Genomic DNA, 17,697 nt, shown 5'->3' with positions numbered 1-17,697 from the left:
AAGCACCTCCCTCCTAAGTGAACAAACTTAGGAGGGAGGTGCTTTTTTAATGATAGTTACGTTGCAAGTAATAAAAGACTGGCACGCCAATTGCCGTAATGCCAATTCCGGTAATGACTAACATTGGCGTTGTAATGGTTGTCATCACTAAGATAAATCCTCCGCCCACGATTGCAATTAACGGTGTAATCGGATATAACGGTACTTTGTAAGGTCGAGGCATTTCTGGAAAACGACGACGTAATAAAAAGACCGCAATAAAAATTAAAATGCTGAAAAACCACATAACGAAAACCAACATATCTGTTAACAAATCGAATGTTCCAACACTCATCATCACGCAAGCAATTGCTAACTGAAAAAGTGCAGCCACATAAGGAATTGTAGTATTTTTTGACAATTTTTTCATTTGTTTGCTAAATAAAAATTCATCTTTCAAAGCTAACGCATAAGGGACACGAATTCCGGTCATTGTATAACCATTCAATGCTCCATAAACTGAAATTAAAATGCCGATTGTGACGATTTTTCCACCGATATTGCCAAAAAGTACAGTTGCGACTTCTGAAGAAGAATTTAAATTACCAGCGATTTGATCGATTGGCAAGGTCTTCAAGAATACTAAGTTAATTACCCAATAAATCAATGTGACAAAACTCAATCCAAAGATGATGGCTTTTGGTAAGTCTCTTTCCGGACGTTTCATTTCACCAGCAACAGTTCCTACGTTTAGCCAGCCATCGTAAGCAAACAACGTCGCTAACAAAGCAGCACTAAAACCTGCTGCCCACGATTTATCCGTACCACCAATTGAAATATCAACAATGGACACATCCACTTTCCCAGGCATCAATAAACCTGCCACAATAATAACAGCAATAGGAATCAATTTGACGATTAACGTCACCGATTGAACATTGGCTGCAATTTTTGTTCCCAATAAATTAATTCCTGTCACACTGCCCGCAGTTAAAATGGATAAAGGCAATAACCATTGTGTATCCAAATGAAATAAATTCAAACATTGTGTTGCGAAAATAATACTTAGAGCGGCAATATTAGCTGGGAAATAAATAATACTTTGCGCCCAACCTAATAAAAATGAGGGCAACTTTCCATAAGCGATTTCGATATATTTAATCGGTCCACCTGTTTCAGGAATTGCTGTAGCTAACTCGGCTACGGTTAATCCTCCACAAATTGTTAAAAAGCCTGCTAATAACCAAGCAAATAAGGTTAAACCGGCTGACTGCGTTTGTGAGACTACGGCGGCAGCTTTAAAGAAGACGCCCGCGCCGATGACCGTTCCCATAACGGTTGACAAGGCACCAATTAACGAAATTTCTTTTTTTAATTGTTTTGGCAAACAATCACTCCACTTTCTATTTTTTAGATAGACCGATTATACTGATATTTTCATGAAATTACCATCTAAAAACGAAAAAAAAGCGCCTCTTGCGCTCTTTTCTCTTAAAACTCTTCATAAGTAGCTGGATTTTGCTGTTTTAAACGGCCTTCTTCTTTCGTTAATGATGCAATTAATGCCATATCTTCATGCAACAACTCAAAATCGAAAATGGCTAAATTATTTTTTTGACGAGCGATATGCGAAGCTTTCGGAATTGGTAATACACCTAACTGTACGTGCCAACGCAAAATGATTTGTGGAATAGTCTTGCCATAGCGAACAGCAATCTCATTCAATATAGGATGTTGTAAGATTTCTGTCGCACGCCCAAGTGGACTCCAAGCTTCTGTAATTATTTGTTTCGACTGATTATACTGACGTTGACTTTCCTGATTGAAGTTCGGATGCAATTCCACTTGATTGATGACAGGTAGAACACCAGTCTCTGCTTCTAAACGATCAATGTGTTCAGGTAAAAAATTGCTAACACCAATCGAACGAATCAAGCCAGTTTTTTGTGCATCAATTAATGCTTGCCACGCTTCCACATAGTGATTTTGAATGGGATTGGGCCAATGAATGAGATACAAGTCGATATAGTCTAAATTCAAACGTGCTACGGATTCTTCAATAGTCACCAATGCTTCTTGATAACGATGATGTCTTCCTGGTAGTTTGGAGGCAACGGTAATTTGGTCGCGTGGAACACTGCTATTTTTAATCGCTCGTCCCACCGCTCCTTCATTTTCATAATTAAAGGCCGTATCAATTAAGCGATAACCTACCGTTAGCGCTTGTTCTATGACACGTGTTCCATACGAACCATTCAAACTATACGTTCCAAACCCAATCTTTGGAATTTGAAATCCATCAGATAATTCATAGAATTCTTGCATATTTTTTCCCCTCCTCTTATTTAAAAGGATAACATAACATATCCAAAAATCGCCACTAGCGAAATTGCTTAAATTGTGGTACTGTTTGAAAAAAAGGAGGCTCTTGCATGAACTATTATGACCAGCATTTACACACGTTTTTATCGTTTGACTCAGAGGAACAATTTGAAAACTATCTTGGTAACAAACCTGAATTTTTTGTAGCAACCGACCACTTTGACTTAGAAAATGCCGGTACAGGTTTCAAAGATGATATTCCTGATTATGCGATTTTAACGAAAAAATTAGCCGAATTAAATGAACAATATGACACTACATTTTTACGCGGTATTGAATTAGGCGTTGTTCCTGGTCAAGAAGCGAAAATTCAAGACTATCTTGCTAGCCATACGTATGATTTAAAACTATTGAGTATTCACCAAAACGGCAAATTTGATTACATGGATGATATTGTTTTAACCAAAGATAAATTTGCGGTGGCAAAAATGTACTTTGACCAAATGTCAGAAGTGTTAGAGTCTTTTCCAGACGGACATATCCTCACGCACTTCGAATATGGCTTACGCCGTTTTGACTTTACACCAGAAGAATTAGAAAGTCATTTTGAGAAAGAATTGATTACTATCTTCAAAAAAGTGATTCAACGTGAATTGGCGATGGAAATTAACGCCAAAAGTTTTGGACGCTATCAAAATGAAGTACTCTATCGTTATGCGATTCCTTTGTATCAAAGTCTAGGCGGGAAATTATTTACGCTTGGATCAGATGCCCATGTGGCAGAAGATTATCGTCTCTTATTCCCAGAAATGGCCAACTTATTGCGCGAATTTGACGTCAAACAATTAGTAGTCTTCCAAGGCAACGACCGTTTTTACACTGACTTACCTTAAAAAATTCCCAGCAAAGATATTCTCTGCTGGGAATTTATTATTTTTCTTCTTCTTTTTTCTTCGGTTCAATTACTTTGTTTTTGACTGCCTCTTTCTGCGCCTCTTTAAAAATCTTCTCTTTTTCTGACTTGTACGAGTGCTGACGTTCGGCATAAACTTTTTCTTTGGTTTTGTCGGTCATATGAATCTCTCCCTTATCAGATTTATACAAGTACTTACCTTTGTATAATTTAATTATAAAAAAGAACCAGCCATTTGTAAAATCTAAGGCTACTTAATTGAACGAATCTTCTTTTTCTTTCATTATTTATAAAAAAACATATCTTTTATTTTGATGGCAAAACGCCCTCTAAAGATTAAAAAATAGTTAGATTTCAAAAAGATAATATGCTATGATTAACAATAAAAACAATAAAAGGTGATCTATATGGAAAACAAATTAAATTTCGTGATGATTTCACCGCACTTTCCAGATAACTTTGCTACTTTTGCACCACGTCTACAAGAAACTGGTTTTAATACTCTTGGAATTGCGGATGTCCCTTATGAACAATTATCTCAAACGTTAAAAAACTCGCTCACCGATTATTATCGGGTAGACAACATGGAAGATTACAATCAGGTCTATCGTGCCGTTGCGTATTTTGCTCATAAATATGGTCGAATTCATCGCATCGAATCCCACAATGAACATTGGTTAGAACTCGATGCGCGTCTACGAACAGATTTTAATGTTTTTGGCTATAAAGAAAATGATTTAGATGCCATTAAACATAAATCTGCAATGAAAGAAGTTTTTCGAAGTATTGGATTACCTGTGGCAAACGGTCGCGTTTTTTATGAACGAGCAGACGGTTTTGAATTAGCCAACGAATTAAACTTCCCAGTTATCATTAAACCAGATAGTGGTGTAGGTGCTGGCGATACGTACAAAATTAACAATGAAGATGAATTAGCACACTTCTTTGACATTCGTCATCCAGAAGTAACTTATATCATGGAAGAATTTATTCCAGGCGATATCGTCACATTTGACGGATTAGTGGATCACGATGGAAATATTGTTTATCATTCAAGCTTACTCTACAATGTCGCTGTATTGGAAACTGTTGAAAACAACGACGATATGTATTTCTATTTATCTCGTGAAGTTCCAGAAGATTTATACGAAATGGGTGCTAAAATGGTTCAAGCTTTCAATGCAAAAGAACGCTTTTTCCACTTTGAATTTTTCCGAATTGCGGATGGTTCACTGTTGCCATTAGAAGTAAATCTGCGTCCACCAGGTGGTGCAACCATTGATATGTTCAACTACGGCAATGATATTGATATCTTTAAAGAATATGCAAATGTCGTAAAAGACAATAAATTCTACACAGCTGTTGAACGCCCGTATTACTGTGGGTATGTTTCAAGACAATATAAAACGCATAACTACGTTCATTCAAACGATGACATTCGTAACTATTTAGGCGACAACCTAATTAATATCCAAACGATTCCTGGCATTTTTGCTGCAATTATGGGTGATGAAGGCTATCTCGTTCGTACACCATCTGAAGAACAGTTATTCGAATATTTCGCATTTATTCGTGAAAAATACTAGGAGGTTTTTTATGCACTTTGAAAGAAGAAGTCATTACAGCGGACATTTAAACCGCGAAATGCATTTTAATGTTTATGGACATGCAGGGAAGCCTGTCATCGTCTTCCCCTCATCTGGCGGTAGTCAAAATGAATTTGCTGATTTCGGAATGATTGAAGCTTGTCGTTCATTTATTGACCGCGGATTGATTAAATTCTATACTCCAGATTCATTAGATAATGAATCATGGTTAGCAACAAGTCGTAGCCCACATGATATTGGGGAAACACATAATCAATACGATCGTTACATTGTTGAAGAATTAGTCCCATTAATTCGTTATGAATCCAATTGGGGCGGCGCTATGATTGCCACTGGTTGTAGTATGGGTGGCTTCCACACAGCTAACTTTGTATTACGCCATCCAGATATTTTTGATATTAGTATTGCTTTAAGTGGTGTTTATGATGCCCGTTTCTTTACGGGTGATTTTTATGGTGATCAAGCCGTTTACTTTAATTCACCGGTTGATTATTTAAAAAATATGGAAGACAATTGGTTCCTAGAGCGCTACCGTCAAAACACTTTTATTGTCTGTGTTGGTCAAGGTGATTGGGAAGGTCCCCATATTTTAGCCACTCGTGAATTACAACATATTTTTGAAAGCAAACGAATTCCTGGTTGGTTTGATTATTGGGGACATGATATTCCTCATGATTGGGATGCTTGGCGTGATCAACTGCCCTACTTCTTTGGTGCATTGGAACGACAAGGAAAAATTTAGTTAATTGAAAGAAGCATGAGCTAATCAGCCATGCTTCTTTTTTAACGGAAAAACTCCTTAGGAACAATCGCATCTAAAATATTCATCATTTCCTCTGGGGATTCTTGTTGCCCACGATTAATCCACTCTTGCATGACACTAAATGCCGCATTGCTGTAATAAATCACAAAATAATGTTCTTCTAAAGGCGTAAGGGTCTCCCCTTTTAATTGTTTCACTAAGTATTTTTTCCCATACTGTTGTAAAACGTTCCGAATGTCATTTTGTACAGCTAAAGAACCATTCGTTGAAAGCAATAAGGCAATTAACTCGCCCTCTCCTTTCAAAAAATTTAAGGCTTCTAAGAAAAAATCGATGCGTTGGCCATCAAGAGCGGTTTGAATTTGTGGAAAAAAATGATGCAAATAATTATTTTTTAGTTTTTGGATTAAATCGTTTTTATCTTGATAATGTAAATAAAACGCTCCGCGACTAATTTTAGCTTTCGTGATAATTTCTTTAACCGTAATTTCTCCTAAACTCTTCTCTTTCAATAATACGATAAGCGCCTGGGTAATTTTTTTTATCGTTCGTTGGACACGAACATCTAAAAAGGCTTCTTCCATTGTTTCCTCCTAGCTAAATTTTACTAGACAATTTTAAGGCAAATGTTTACTATCTCGTTTTTTCAATTGTATTTCAAAAAAACTGGACTACAATATGAGTATACTTTTTATTAGACACTGTGTCTAATTGAGGAGGAGAGAACAATGCCAACCATTGAATTAACACACGCAACCAAATCTTTTCAACAGTTTACTGCTTTAAATGATGTCTATTTAACCGTAATGTCGGGAACAATTCTTTGTTTAATTGGACCTAGTGGTGCGGGGAAATCAACGCTAGTCAAATGTTTGATGGGCATGGAAAAACTAACTCAAGGTACCAGTCGTGTCTTAGAAACTGCGATGCCTAATCGAACGATTTTGAAACGAATTGGTTACATGGCCCAAGAGGATGCACTTTATGAAGACTTAACAGGAAAAGAAAATCTCTACTTTTTTGGTCAAATGATGGGTTTAAAAAAACAAGCGTTGAAACAAGCGTGTGACGAACAACTAGCTTTAATGAGACTGACCGACTTTCAGCATACGGTGGTCAAAAATTATTCAGGTGGCATGAAACGTCGTCTTTCGTTAGCAATTACGCTTTTAGCCGATCCGGATTTGTTAATTTTAGACGAACCTACTGTAGGAATTGATCCACGTTTGCGAGTGGAAATTTGGCAAAAGTTACGAGCTTTGGCGGATCAAGGAAAAAGTATTCTCGTTACAACACACGTGATGGATGAAGCAGAAAAATGTGACACACTTGGTTTAATTATTGACAGTCAGTTATTTGCTTTAGGTACCCCGCAAGAATTAAAAGCCCAATTTCAGGCAACTACGATTGAAGAAGTCTTCTTGAAAGCTGAGGTGGAAAAACATGCGCTATAAAGCACTCGTTCAACGAATTTTAAAAGAAATGATTCGCGATAAACGGACGCTCCTATTAATGATGGTTGCACCTTTATTTATTCTAACGCTGATGCATGTTGTTTTTGACCATGAAACAGATACGCAACTAGTTGTAGGCTATCGACAAGTTCCTGATAGCCTCATTGAGCAATTTCCTGATACCGTGACATTAACAGCATTTACTACCGATACTTCTGCCAAAAAACTTATTGAGCAGCATCAACTCGATGCATTCATCGAAACAACCGGTACGAAATTAACGGTAACCTATGAAAATGCCGATCCAAATAAAAGCAAACAACTAGCCGGTCTCTTGCCTAGTCTACTTATGAGTAGTGCAATGCAGAATCTCCCACGCACAAACGAGCTACCGCACTATACGATAACCAATCAATATGTGTATGGTAATGATGACTCTGATTTTTTTGATACCTTATTTCCGATTTTAATTGGTTTTTTTGTCTTTTTCTTTGTTTTTTTGATTTCAGGTATCTCGTTACTGAGAGAACGAACCAAAAAAACTTTAGAACGTTTATTGGCAACACCGGTGAAACGAAGTGAAATTATTTTTGGTTATATGACTGGTTATGGCTTATTTGCGATTGTTCAAACAATTTTGATTGTGTTATATGCAACCTATATTTTGGATTTGACCATCGCTGGTGAGTTGATTTGGGTCTTTGTTATTAATCTGTTAATTGCCTTAGTGGCGCTATCGATGGGGTTATTTGTTTCTACCTTTGCATCTTCCGAATTCCAGATGATGCAATTTATCCCTTTAGTCGTGATTCCTCAAATCTTTTTTGCAGGCATTATTCCCATTGATACGATGGCCAATTGGGTTCAAACTGTCGGCAAATTTTTACCTTTGACTTATGCGGGAGACGCGCTGACTAGTGTGATGTTTAAAGGTCAAGGATTTGACACCATTGCGGGTGATTTAGGTATGTTAATGTTATTCGCTTTGTTGTTTACCCTTGCGAATATTTTAGGCTTACGAAAATATCGTAAAGTTTAAAAAAAGTCCGTGACATAAAAAAAATGAAACTATCCGAATGATACACATTGAGCAACACTCATGGTGTATCATTCGGATAGTTTAGGATTAAAAGACGTATATCATCGCCTTTTTCTCTTAATTATGAAAAGTGAACTGTAGATATTCACCAAAATGGTCCGCCCAATATTTTTCAAAATGGTGCTCATCTGCTAAAATACGCAGCCAAATTTTATCCATAGCATGTCCATTTCGCAACATCGTTTGATAATACCACAAGGAACTATCAATATACGCTTGATTAATATTCTTATTAACAAAGGTTTCATCGACTTCGTTTCCTTCTTCTGTTCCTACTTGAATATATACTTTCGTATCAGGATGCAGTGGGTTTTTATCGATAAAATCTAAAAAGGCATTTTCACTTAACCATGAAGCTAATGAGAATACTCCCAATGAACCAAAAGTTTCAGGATATGCTGCACCCATATACGCTGTGATGAGTCCTCCTAAAGAGCTACCCACTAATGCTGTATGTTCACGTTCTGGTTGTGTCCGGTAATGTTTATCGATAAATGGTTTAACGGTATTCACAATCCATTCACCGTGAGGAATACCCATACCGCCAGGATGCCCATGACTTTCAACCTCTTCTTTCAATTCAAACGGCCAAGGCGTGTATTCGTCTAAGCGATCTTCCCCTGCATTATCAATGCCTACAATAATCATTTTCGGTAAATCAACACTATTTTTAATTAAAGGAATTAACTTCCATGAATGGCCCGAATAGGCTTCTTTACTATAAAAAACATTTTGTCCATCATGCATATAGACCACTGGGTAATTTTCTTCCACATACATATCGTAATCTCGCGGTAGCAACACACGGACGCGACGTGGTTTATCATCATAGGGAACATCTAAGTAATGGGAAATAATTGGCAAGTAATAATTCATCGGCTTCTTCATCGGCACACCTCATCATTGTCTATTTTTTCTATTTTAGCATGTTCTTTTAGAGTTTCCTAGTTTACTAGACTTTTGCAGAGGTATCGTTTCGTTAACCAATGAAATTATCGTTCTCCATCACTTTTTGTAAGCAATAGACCGAGTGTTGTAAGCTTTGTTGTTCATGGTCAATTGCTTCAGTATTTGCTTCAATCCCCTCTAATTTATGACTAATTTCATTCAATGTAGATAGCGTTTGTTTCATTAATTCAACAAATTGTTCTTCTGTTTGCATGTTACTTCTCCCCTTTGATTTCTTGTAATTTTGGTAATGATATTTTTGATTGATAAAATAAAGCATATAAAATGACACAAACGACGGGCAATAGACTAGCAATTCGATAGATTTCTTGAAAAGTCATCACTCTTCGTAATTCACCTAATAAATAAGGCTCTATTCCTAAACCTAAATCCAAGCCAATAAAATACGTGGATAAAGCTACACCAATTTGATGACCTTCACATTTTTTCAAACAAATCGCTTGCCCATTTGACATGAAGGTTCCATAGCCTAACCCAATAAAAGCACCTGAAAGAAGTAACATCCAATTACTTGTTGTGAAGCTTAACAGCAATAATCCTATAGCCAGACAAATATAGCTTGGGTAAATCACATAATTTTCACCATAAGTATCAAAAATGCGTCCTGACAACGGACGAGTAGCCGTAATGACCAATGCGTAAACAACAAAAAAGAATGAACTAGCCGGCACCAAATGTATGATTTGTGCATAAGAAGACAAAAAGGCTAATACGCTTGAATAAGCAAATCCCATTAAAAAGGCAATAAATGTAATAAATAGAACTTTCTTTTCAATAAAACTTTCCAACGACCATGATGCAATTAGTTTTCGATGTTCTGCTGATAATACGATATTTTTAACTGGAAATAGAAAACTGGCGATTGTCGTAATGGTAATTAATACAATTGAAAAACCAATAATAAAATAAAAATTCGTCAAATTTAATAATACCATTCCAATAAATGGACCTATGGCGGCAGCCAAGCTAGTACTTAATCCATAATAATTGATGCCTTCCCCATTACGTGATTTCGGAATATACGCTGTGACAATCGCATTTGTAGCAGTTGACACCGTACCATAACCGAACCCATTCAATAAACGTACGACATATAAGATACCAATCGATGGCACGTACAAATAAGCAACTGTTGTTAATAAATAAAAGACTGACCCATAACGCAAGACTGCTTTCCGACCGTAAGATTCTAATTTTTTCCCCATTAACAAACGAGCGAACAATGTTCCTATAATATAAATGCCTGACGCCAATCCCGCTTGTCCTAAAGTTGCGTGTAGTTGATCTTGAGCAATAACTGCGATAATCACCATCAATAAATAATAAACCAAATAAACAACAAAATTAATCACGGTCATACCAATAAAGCCTTTATTAAATAATTTATCTGGTGTCTCCAACCGTTTCTCCCCCACTTCTTTTTCCAACTCTCCCATTATTTAGGTCACCTCTGTTAAAATAAATTTGTGAAAAAATATCATATCTATTTGTTCAACGCGGATCTTCGCGAATGATGGCATAATTTTCTTTCACAAATCGCATTATACAAAGTTTTCTTACACAAAAAATGTCACTTTGTAACAATAAATTGCTAATAACATCTTTTAATTGCAAATGTTATTAACATTTGTTATTGTTTTTTGTGAGTTTCTACGATTAAATGCTAGAGAACAAGCAAAAAAGGAGGATGACGATGGATAAACAAATCTTACAAGATTATTTGGATGATCATGCGTTTCCAGTGATTGTTAGGTCAAAGAAAAAGTATTTAATGTATGAAGGATTACAAGATAGTTCTGCGTATATTTTGAAAAAAGGAATCATTAAAACTAGTGTCATTTCTCATGACGGACGGGAATTTAATCTTCGCTATATTACTGGGTTAGAAATTGTTTCTTTATTACGTGATGAATATTCGAAATTTATTGATGCTCCTTTTAACATCCGTGTCGAATCTCCTACAGCTGAGCTCTATCAAATTGATCGTGTGCAATTTTGGAAAGATATTAATCAAAGTCCACAATTACAAAATTATGTTAAAGAATATTATCGTGTGAATTTGTTGCAATCGATGAAAAAAATGCAGCAAATGCTAATGAATGGGAAATTTGGTGCCGTTTGTACACAATTATATGACCTTTATGAGACATTTGGCGTACAAACAAAAGAAGGTTATTTAATTGATTTTGTCGTGACGAATGAAGAAATTGCTCACTTTTGTGGGATTACTTCTGCAAGTAGTGTCAATCGTATGATGCAGCAATTAAGAGAAACCGGTGCTATTCGTATCCAAAATCGTAAAATTTTAATTAAAGATTTACATGCAATTAAAGAGAATATGGTGGTTTAAACAAAAAAGAGACGCTCGGTACCGACCCCCGAAAGTTAGAGTAATAAATCTAACTTTCGGGGGTATTTTTATGGCTAAATATAGTGAAGAATTTAAAATAAAGCTTGTTACGGAGTATTTGGATGGAAATATTGGTTATAAATTATTGGCGAAGAAATACAATATGCCTTCTGCAACACCATTACAAAATTGGGTAAGAGCTTATAAAACACAAGGGATGGAGGGATTAAAACGAAGAAAAAGGAAGGAAGTATATCCTGTTCAATTTAAATTAAATACGATACAATTTATGTTAGACACAGGTGCTTCTTATCAGGAAACGACTGAACAATTCGGATTAAATAATCCTTCATTAATTTATCGTTGGATGAAAGATTTTAATTCTCAAGGGATAGAAGGCTTGAAACCAAAATCAAAGGAGCGACCTTCTATGACTAAGAAACTAAATAAACAAACGAAAAAGGAAGAAAACAAGTTCACACGTGAAACGGAGTTAGAACGAGAGAATGAACTACTGAGATTAGAAATTGCCTATTTAAAAAAGCTGAGAGCTTTTCGGGAAAATCCGAATGTCTTACTCGAAAAGCGCAAGCAAAATGGGCATTCGAACTTAAAGAAGAAGGGTTCCGATTAAAGGATATTATCCTAGTTGTGGGAATTCCCGAAGCAACCTATCACTATCATGTCAAGAACTTCGGAAAAGAAGATCTGGATATCGAACTAAAAGAACGCATTACTCACCTATTTAAGGCGTTTTATGAACGTTATGGATATAAACGGATTACAGACGAGTTAAAGAAATTAGGATACTGTATTAATCATAAAAAGGTGTATCGCATTATGCGAGAGCTAGGATTAAAGTGTGTAAAATTCATGCGAAAATCCCGTAAATACAATTCATATAAAGGAACTACTGGAAAAATAGTGAAGAATCGATTGTCACGTCGGTTTAGTACACCTATCCCATTTCAGAAACTAGTAACTGACATTACGGAATTCAAATGTCTAGGGGAAGAAAAGTTGTATTTAAACCCTATTCTTGACCTATATAATGGAGAAGTGATTGCGTTTGGAATTAAGAAACGCCCAACATTAGATTTAGTCATGGAGCCACTAAATGAAACAATAGAGATAATAAAGAATCACGCAACCTACCGTACAACTATCCATTCGGATCAAGGTTGGCATTACCAACATAATAAATGGGTAAAAACATTAAATAAAAACAATGTATTCCAGAGTATGTCACGTAAAGCAACGTGTGCAGACAATGCTTCGATGGAGAATTTCTTTGGCATATTAAAACAAGAAATGTATTATGGAGAGAAACTAGTCAGTTATGAAGAATTAAAACGACGAATTAAAGAATACATCTACTGGTATAACCACGTACGATCAAAAGTAAAATTGGCTGGACTGAGTCCGGTCGAATACCGAATTCAATCCAGCCAATCAGCTGCATAATAAAAACTCTAACTTTTAGGGGTCGCCACCCTGTTTCTCTTTTTTTATTCCCTTTACAATCTTAACACTTCATTTACATAAATATTACCAAAATCTGCTTTTTGCTTTCTATACTTATACTATAATAATAACAAGTTACTTGAGCTTATTGATGGAGGAAATAGATGAAAAAAAAGAAAAATATTGCCATTATTGATATCGGATCAAATACTGTCCGTTTAGTCATTTACCAATTAAATGAACAGATGGTATTTACTGAACTGCAAAATATCAAATTGCCTGTTCGTCTCTATCAATTTCTAGATGAAGAAAATGAACTAACCAAAACTGGTGTTCATCAATTACTACGAGTAATGAATTTATTCAAAGAGATTGCCCATAGCTATGCGTTAGAAGAAATGATTGCAACTGCCACAGCCGTTATTCGGCAATCAAAAAATGCCCAAGAAATCTTAGAGGTAGTCGAAAAGAAAACAGGTATTACTATTCGTTTATTATCTGAGAAAGAAGAAGCTTATTATGGGCAATACGCTATTGTACGTACCACTGCATTTTCAGAAGCCTATACCATTGATATGGGTGGCGGTAGTACAGAAATCACTTATTTTAAGGATAATGTAATCATATATAGTCATAGCTTTCCTTTTGGCGTTGTGACTTTAAAGCAACTTTTTTTTAATGAGCATTCACCCAATAATGAACATGCACTTGAACAAACAAATAGTTATCTCAAAAAACAATTCGCTTCTTTGCCATGGTTAAAAGATCGCAAGATACCAATTATTGCAATTGGCGGTAGTTCACGAAACATTGCAACAGTCCATGAACGAATGACTGATTTTCCAGTCGTAGGAATTCATCAATATGAAATGAAAAAGAAAGATTTAAAAGACACACTCACTTTGTTCACCTCTCTATCTTTTTCCGAGTTGCAGTCATTAGACGGATTAAGCAAAGAACGTGCTGATATTATCATTCCTGCAAACCTTACTTTTATTGCTTTGATGGAACAAGTGCACGCACCCAAATTTATTTTTTGTAATAAAGGCTTGCGTGAAGGATTGTTAATGGAATCTGTGAATCAAAAATATCCCGCAACATACAGTCCACATCATGTAAAGATGACTAGCATCCAACGATTTGTAGACACTTACCAAATTGATAACTATCGCACTAAAAAAAGAACACAAATTGTCGAATTGTTACTCAATGAAATTAAACAAAAACAATTAATGAATGACGAAATTGAGCAATTAACAGCGTATGTTTCTTATGGTTCACAACTTTATCATATTGGTTCCTATATTGAAGAAGATAATAGCGCCTACCATTCTTTTTATTTGCTAGCTAATAGTAATTTAAATGGCTTTACGCATCGTGAACGAATTTCTTTAGCTTTATTAGCCAGTTACAAAAATAAATCCTTGTTCAAGTTATTTGTTAAACCTTTTAAACAATGGTTCACAGAAGAAGAATTAAAGTATATTCGTTTAGCGGGTAGTTTGATTAAATTTTGTGAAGCACTTAATATCACTACGGTCAATGAAATTATCCATTTTTCTCTGAAAGACAAAGAAACATATTTTGTCTTAAAAGTAGAATGGTCCTTTGATCCTGTCGCTGAAGAATATCGTGCCAATCGCCAGAAAAAAAATCTAGAAAATATAATTAATAAAAAAGTGGTTATTGATTTTAAGAAAGCATAGAGTAGGAGTATTAAAAAATGGAAGTATCTGAGTTTACTAATCTCAATTACTATCATAGAGATTTAAGTTGGTTATTATTTAATCGTCGGGTCATTCATGAAGCTAAAGACCCGTCAAATCCTTTATTAGAAAAATTACGTTTCTTAGCCATTGCAAGTAGCAATTTAGATGAGTTTTTTATGGTGCGTGTGCCAAGCATTCAAAGTTTAGCTCGCTTGCAACCTAAAGATAAAGACACTCGCACAGGTTGGACACAAGAAGACGTTTTATTAAAGCTATACGAAATAAATTTAAACAACACACGATTGCAATATCAATATTTCAATCAACTGATTGAAGAATTAACGAAACATCAAAAATTTGTGAAATCGATTAATGAATTATCTGCAGAACAACTTCAAGAAGCAGATAGTTTCTTTTATGAACTATTATTACCAGCAGTTACGCCGATTGGTTTAGATGCGTATCATGCTTTTCCTAAATTAGCAGAGAAAAAAGTTCATATTTTTGTGCAAGTTCATCAAGGTAATCGAGTTGAACGTGCGGTAATACCTTTGCCACCACTCTTTTCACGCTTGCATCAATTGGCTAATGAGCAAACCTATCTCTTTGTTGAACAGTTAATTATCCGTCATTTACCTGAAATTTTTGTCGGCTGGGAAATCGATCATTCCTTTTGTTTTCGAATTACTTATGATAAAGATTTAGAGTTTCGTGAAGACACAGAGGAAAAACTTTTTACTCAAATGGAAGAATACATCATTGAACGTTCTAAAGGACTCCCTTCTCGTTTAGAAATTAGCAGTGAGTGGTCAAAAGAAGTTGAAGAAAGTGTCTTAATTCTAGCAAATCTCCTACAATTAAAAGTTCGTGATTTATATTGGGTACCTGGTCCATTAGACTTAACATTTCTTTTTCCATTTGTAGATAGTTTAGCACCAGATTTTCCCGGTCTAGTATTCCCTCGTTTTATTGGAAATACCCATAAAGAATTAAACGGTGCAGAGCTATTTCAAGCGATTGAAGAAAATGATTTACTTTTCCATCATCCGTACGATTCATTTGATATCGTTTTGAATTTTTTAGAATCTGCAGCAGCAGACCCCAACACCATCGCTATTAAACAAACATTATATCGGATGGCACCTAATTCACGTGTCGTTAACGCATTGAAAAAAGCTGCAGCGAAAGGCAAACAAGTAACGGTGCTTGTAGAATTGAAAGCACGTTTCGATGAAGAAAATAATTTGCATTGGGTTCAAGAATTAGAAGAAGCTGGTTGCTATGTTAGTTATGGCTTACATCAATTAAAAACACACAGTAAGGCTTTATTAATTGTAAAAAAAGATGGTCGTCAAATTAAACAATATGTCCATTTTGGTACAGGAAACTACAATGAAAAAACTTCTTCTATTTATACAGATATTAGTTTATTTACTGCGAAAAAAGAGTATGTAGCAGACATTACTGCGTTCTTTAATTATTTAAGTGGCTATCGACAAGTTCCTAATTATCAACGCATTGCAGTTTCACCAAATGGTATTCAGCAAAAGTTGCTCGAAAAAATAGAACAAACTATTGTTCACTATCAGCAAACGAAGCAAGGAGCAATCTGTTTTAAAATGAACTCTCTTACGGATAAAGCAGTGATTAATAAACTTTATGAAGCTAGTCAATCTGGGGTTCCTATTCATTTAATCGTTCGTGGCGCATGTTGCTTAAAACCAGGTATTCCTAATCTGAGTGAGACAATTGAAGTGAAAAGTATTGTCGGCCGTTTTTTGGAACATAGCCGTATCTATGCTTTTTATACCAATGATAAAGAAGCAGACGTTTGGATTTCCTCAGCAGACATTATGACACGAAACATGTTACATCGAATTGAAATTGCAACACCAATTGAAAAGGGACCTGCCTTGGATCATTTATTAACCATTTTAGATAGTTTCAGAAAAGACCGTAAAAAAGCTTATTATCTGACAGCATCTGGTCATTCTCGTCGTCTAATTGAAAACAATGAATTTTCTGCACAAGAATATTTCATTGCGCATAGTCAACCAAATTCAGAAACAATCATTCCAATGAGCATCAAAGAAAATCCAAATTTGTTATCAAAAATCCGTAAAATATGGCAAAGCCATTAAAAAAAGTTAGACTTACTTCAATAGTAAGCCTAACTTTTTTTAATTTGTCTCTGTATTGTTTTAAAACAGTGAATCTCACGAAAATTCTTGTCGTGTTTATTTTTTCGTAGCGATATATGTGATTATCTCTGATGCGTCCGCACCATAGCCAACTTCCCGTTCAATTTCCACAAAACCAACTAAACTTAACAACATTTCAAATTCATTTACACCATACCAGTACATTGTAAAATGAGAATATTCCGTTTGTGTTACTTGTCCATTCTCGACTAATTCATACTTGCTAAGAGAAACGGTTTTTTGATTAAACCAATCAATCGTTTCATTAAAATTTGTCATAATAATGCCTTTATCTTGATCTAATAGAAAATGAGATTGACTTATTTTTTCTTCAGTAAATCCAATTGGCATTTCTAAATCAACAATTAGTTTCCCACCATCTTCTAGATGACTGAAAAAATTAAATAAGATATCTTTAATACTGTCTCTAGACAGCAAACAAAAACTCCCTGTCGGCATAATAATCGCTTGATATTTGCGCGGCATCGCTAGCTTTAATAAGTCTTGTTGGTAAATGTTCGCTGTAACCTCATGCTTTTTTAGATTGGTGTGACATTGAACCAGCATTTCATTAGATAGGTCGACACCATCTACATCTAAACCTTTTTTTAATAAAGGAATTAGCATACGCCCTGTTCCTACTCCAGCTTCTAAAATTGGTCCTGACACATTTTTTAATTTTTCAAAATAGTATTCCACATCTCCATCCAAAGATGTCCCAATTGGCTTCGTATGCTCATATAATAAAGTACTTAAACGTCCATATTCTTTAAACATTATTTCCCTCCGATTAGTCAGATAAACTATTAGTTATTATACCAGCTTTCAGACATATTATAAAATTATTATCCAGCCTAAAAAACTCGC

18 protein-coding genes are annotated in these 17,697 nt (G+C 35.3%); 10 read left to right on the top strand and 8 right to left on the bottom strand.

What is annotated here, in order from left to right; genetic code table 11:
- Window positions 1–46 precede the first annotated feature (46 nt).
- A complete protein-coding gene (locus AC4BC7_RS14980; RefSeq protein ID WP_490503255.1) occupies window positions 47–1,366 on the bottom strand; it encodes an APC family permease in 1,320 nt (439 codons plus the stop codon).
- A gap of 104 nt (window positions 1,367–1,470) precedes the next feature.
- Window positions 1,471–2,304, bottom strand: coding sequence for an aldo/keto reductase (locus AC4BC7_RS14975; protein WP_490503254.1), 834 nt, complete (start codon window positions 2,302–2,304; stop codon window positions 1,471–1,473).
- Between the two features lie 107 nt (window positions 2,305–2,411).
- On the opposite strand from AC4BC7_RS14975, the gene AC4BC7_RS14970 reads away from it, so the two are divergent.
- Window positions 2,412–3,194, top strand: a complete 783-nt coding sequence (locus tag AC4BC7_RS14970; protein WP_490503253.1) for a PHP domain-containing protein — start codon at window positions 2,412–2,414, stop codon at window positions 3,192–3,194.
- A 37-nt stretch (window positions 3,195–3,231) separates the two neighbouring features.
- Here AC4BC7_RS14970 and AC4BC7_RS14965 read toward each other — a convergent pair whose 3' ends face one another.
- A complete protein-coding gene (locus AC4BC7_RS14965) occupies window positions 3,232–3,375 on the bottom strand; it encodes a hypothetical protein (RefSeq protein WP_207871506.1) in 144 nt (47 codons plus the stop codon).
- A gap of 246 nt (window positions 3,376–3,621) precedes the next feature.
- Here AC4BC7_RS14965 and AC4BC7_RS14960 point away from each other — a divergent pair, with 246 nt between their 5' ends.
- Both AC4BC7_RS14960 and AC4BC7_RS14955 read left to right on the top strand, forming a co-directional pair.
- A complete protein-coding gene (locus AC4BC7_RS14960) occupies window positions 3,622–4,800 on the top strand; it encodes an ATP-grasp domain-containing protein (RefSeq protein WP_207871507.1) in 1,179 nt (392 codons plus the stop codon).
- Window positions 4,801–4,810: 10 nt separating this feature from the next.
- On the top strand, window positions 4,811–5,563 hold the full coding sequence (locus AC4BC7_RS14955; RefSeq protein WP_490503252.1) for an esterase family protein: 753 nt from the start codon (window positions 4,811–4,813) through the stop codon (window positions 5,561–5,563).
- A gap of 41 nt (window positions 5,564–5,604) precedes the next feature.
- Here AC4BC7_RS14955 and AC4BC7_RS14950 read toward each other — a convergent pair whose 3' ends face one another.
- The gene (locus AC4BC7_RS14950) at window positions 5,605–6,168 is read right to left on the bottom strand and encodes a TetR/AcrR family transcriptional regulator (protein WP_243430363.1); all 564 of its coding nucleotides are present in this window, start codon (window positions 6,166–6,168) and stop codon (window positions 5,605–5,607) included.
- 144 nt (window positions 6,169–6,312) lie between these two features.
- On the opposite strand from AC4BC7_RS14950, the gene AC4BC7_RS14945 reads away from it, so the two are divergent.
- Together AC4BC7_RS14945 and AC4BC7_RS14940 are read left to right on the top strand one after the other, a co-directional pair.
- Window positions 6,313–7,038 (top strand): ABC transporter ATP-binding protein, encoded by a 726-nt coding sequence (locus AC4BC7_RS14945; RefSeq protein WP_490503251.1) that lies wholly within the window; start codon window positions 6,313–6,315, stop codon window positions 7,036–7,038.
- On the top strand, window positions 7,028–8,077 hold the full coding sequence (locus AC4BC7_RS14940; RefSeq protein ID WP_207871510.1) for an ABC transporter permease: 1,050 nt from the start codon (window positions 7,028–7,030) through the stop codon (window positions 8,075–8,077). The genes AC4BC7_RS14945 and AC4BC7_RS14940 overlap by 11 nt, the downstream gene beginning before the upstream one ends.
- A 117-nt stretch (window positions 8,078–8,194) precedes the next feature.
- Here the strand turns inward: AC4BC7_RS14940 and AC4BC7_RS14935 are convergent, their stop codons facing one another.
- The 3 genes from AC4BC7_RS14935 to AC4BC7_RS14925 form a co-directional block, all read right to left on the bottom strand.
- Window positions 8,195–9,025: an alpha/beta hydrolase gene (locus AC4BC7_RS14935; RefSeq protein WP_207871511.1), complete on the bottom strand. Its 831-nt coding sequence runs from the start codon at window positions 9,023–9,025 to the stop codon at window positions 8,195–8,197.
- Window positions 9,026–9,116: 91 nt separating this feature from the next.
- Complete coding sequence (locus AC4BC7_RS14930) at window positions 9,117–9,299, bottom strand: hypothetical protein (RefSeq protein ID WP_207871512.1); 183 nt, start codon at window positions 9,297–9,299, stop codon at window positions 9,117–9,119.
- Between the two features lies 1 nt (window position 9,300).
- On the bottom strand, window positions 9,301–10,542 hold the full coding sequence (locus AC4BC7_RS14925) for an MFS transporter (protein WP_490503250.1): 1,242 nt from the start codon (window positions 10,540–10,542) through the stop codon (window positions 9,301–9,303).
- A 257-nt stretch (window positions 10,543–10,799) separates the two neighbouring features.
- Between AC4BC7_RS14925 and AC4BC7_RS14920 the strand changes: the two genes are divergently transcribed.
- The 5 genes from AC4BC7_RS14920 to ppk1 all read left to right on the top strand — a co-directional run bounded on the left by AC4BC7_RS14920 (window position 10,800) and on the right by ppk1 (window position 16,770).
- A complete protein-coding gene (locus AC4BC7_RS14920) occupies window positions 10,800–11,456 on the top strand; it encodes a Crp/Fnr family transcriptional regulator (protein ID WP_207871514.1) in 657 nt (218 codons plus the stop codon).
- Between the two features lie 70 nt (window positions 11,457–11,526).
- The gene (locus AC4BC7_RS14915; RefSeq protein ID WP_311055572.1) at window positions 11,527–12,090 is read left to right on the top strand and encodes a helix-turn-helix domain-containing protein; all 564 of its coding nucleotides are present in this window, start codon (window positions 11,527–11,529) and stop codon (window positions 12,088–12,090) included.
- Window positions 11,976–12,920, top strand: a complete 945-nt coding sequence (locus AC4BC7_RS14910) for an IS3 family transposase (RefSeq protein ID WP_490504395.1) — start codon at window positions 11,976–11,978, stop codon at window positions 12,918–12,920. Before AC4BC7_RS14915 ends, AC4BC7_RS14910 begins: the two co-directional genes overlap by 115 nt.
- 164 nt (window positions 12,921–13,084) lie before the next feature.
- Window positions 13,085–14,626: a Ppx/GppA phosphatase family protein gene (locus AC4BC7_RS14905; RefSeq protein ID WP_490503249.1), complete on the top strand. Its 1,542-nt coding sequence runs from the start codon at window positions 13,085–13,087 to the stop codon at window positions 14,624–14,626.
- 17 nt (window positions 14,627–14,643) lie between these two features.
- Window positions 14,644–16,770, top strand: a complete 2,127-nt coding sequence (gene ppk1, locus AC4BC7_RS14900; protein WP_490503248.1) for a polyphosphate kinase 1 — start codon at window positions 14,644–14,646, stop codon at window positions 16,768–16,770.
- 96 nt (window positions 16,771–16,866) lie between these two features.
- On the opposite strand, the gene AC4BC7_RS14895 is transcribed toward ppk1, so the two are convergent.
- On the bottom strand, window positions 16,867–17,607 hold the full coding sequence (locus AC4BC7_RS14895; protein ID WP_490503247.1) for a class I SAM-dependent DNA methyltransferase: 741 nt from the start codon (window positions 17,605–17,607) through the stop codon (window positions 16,867–16,869).
- Window positions 17,608–17,697 lie beyond the last annotated feature (90 nt).

The organism is Enterococcus sp. AMC1623, from assembly GCF_058216495.1.
Note: the sequence above shows the minus strand (reverse complement) of the source record. Positions and strands in the feature narration are given on the sequence as shown.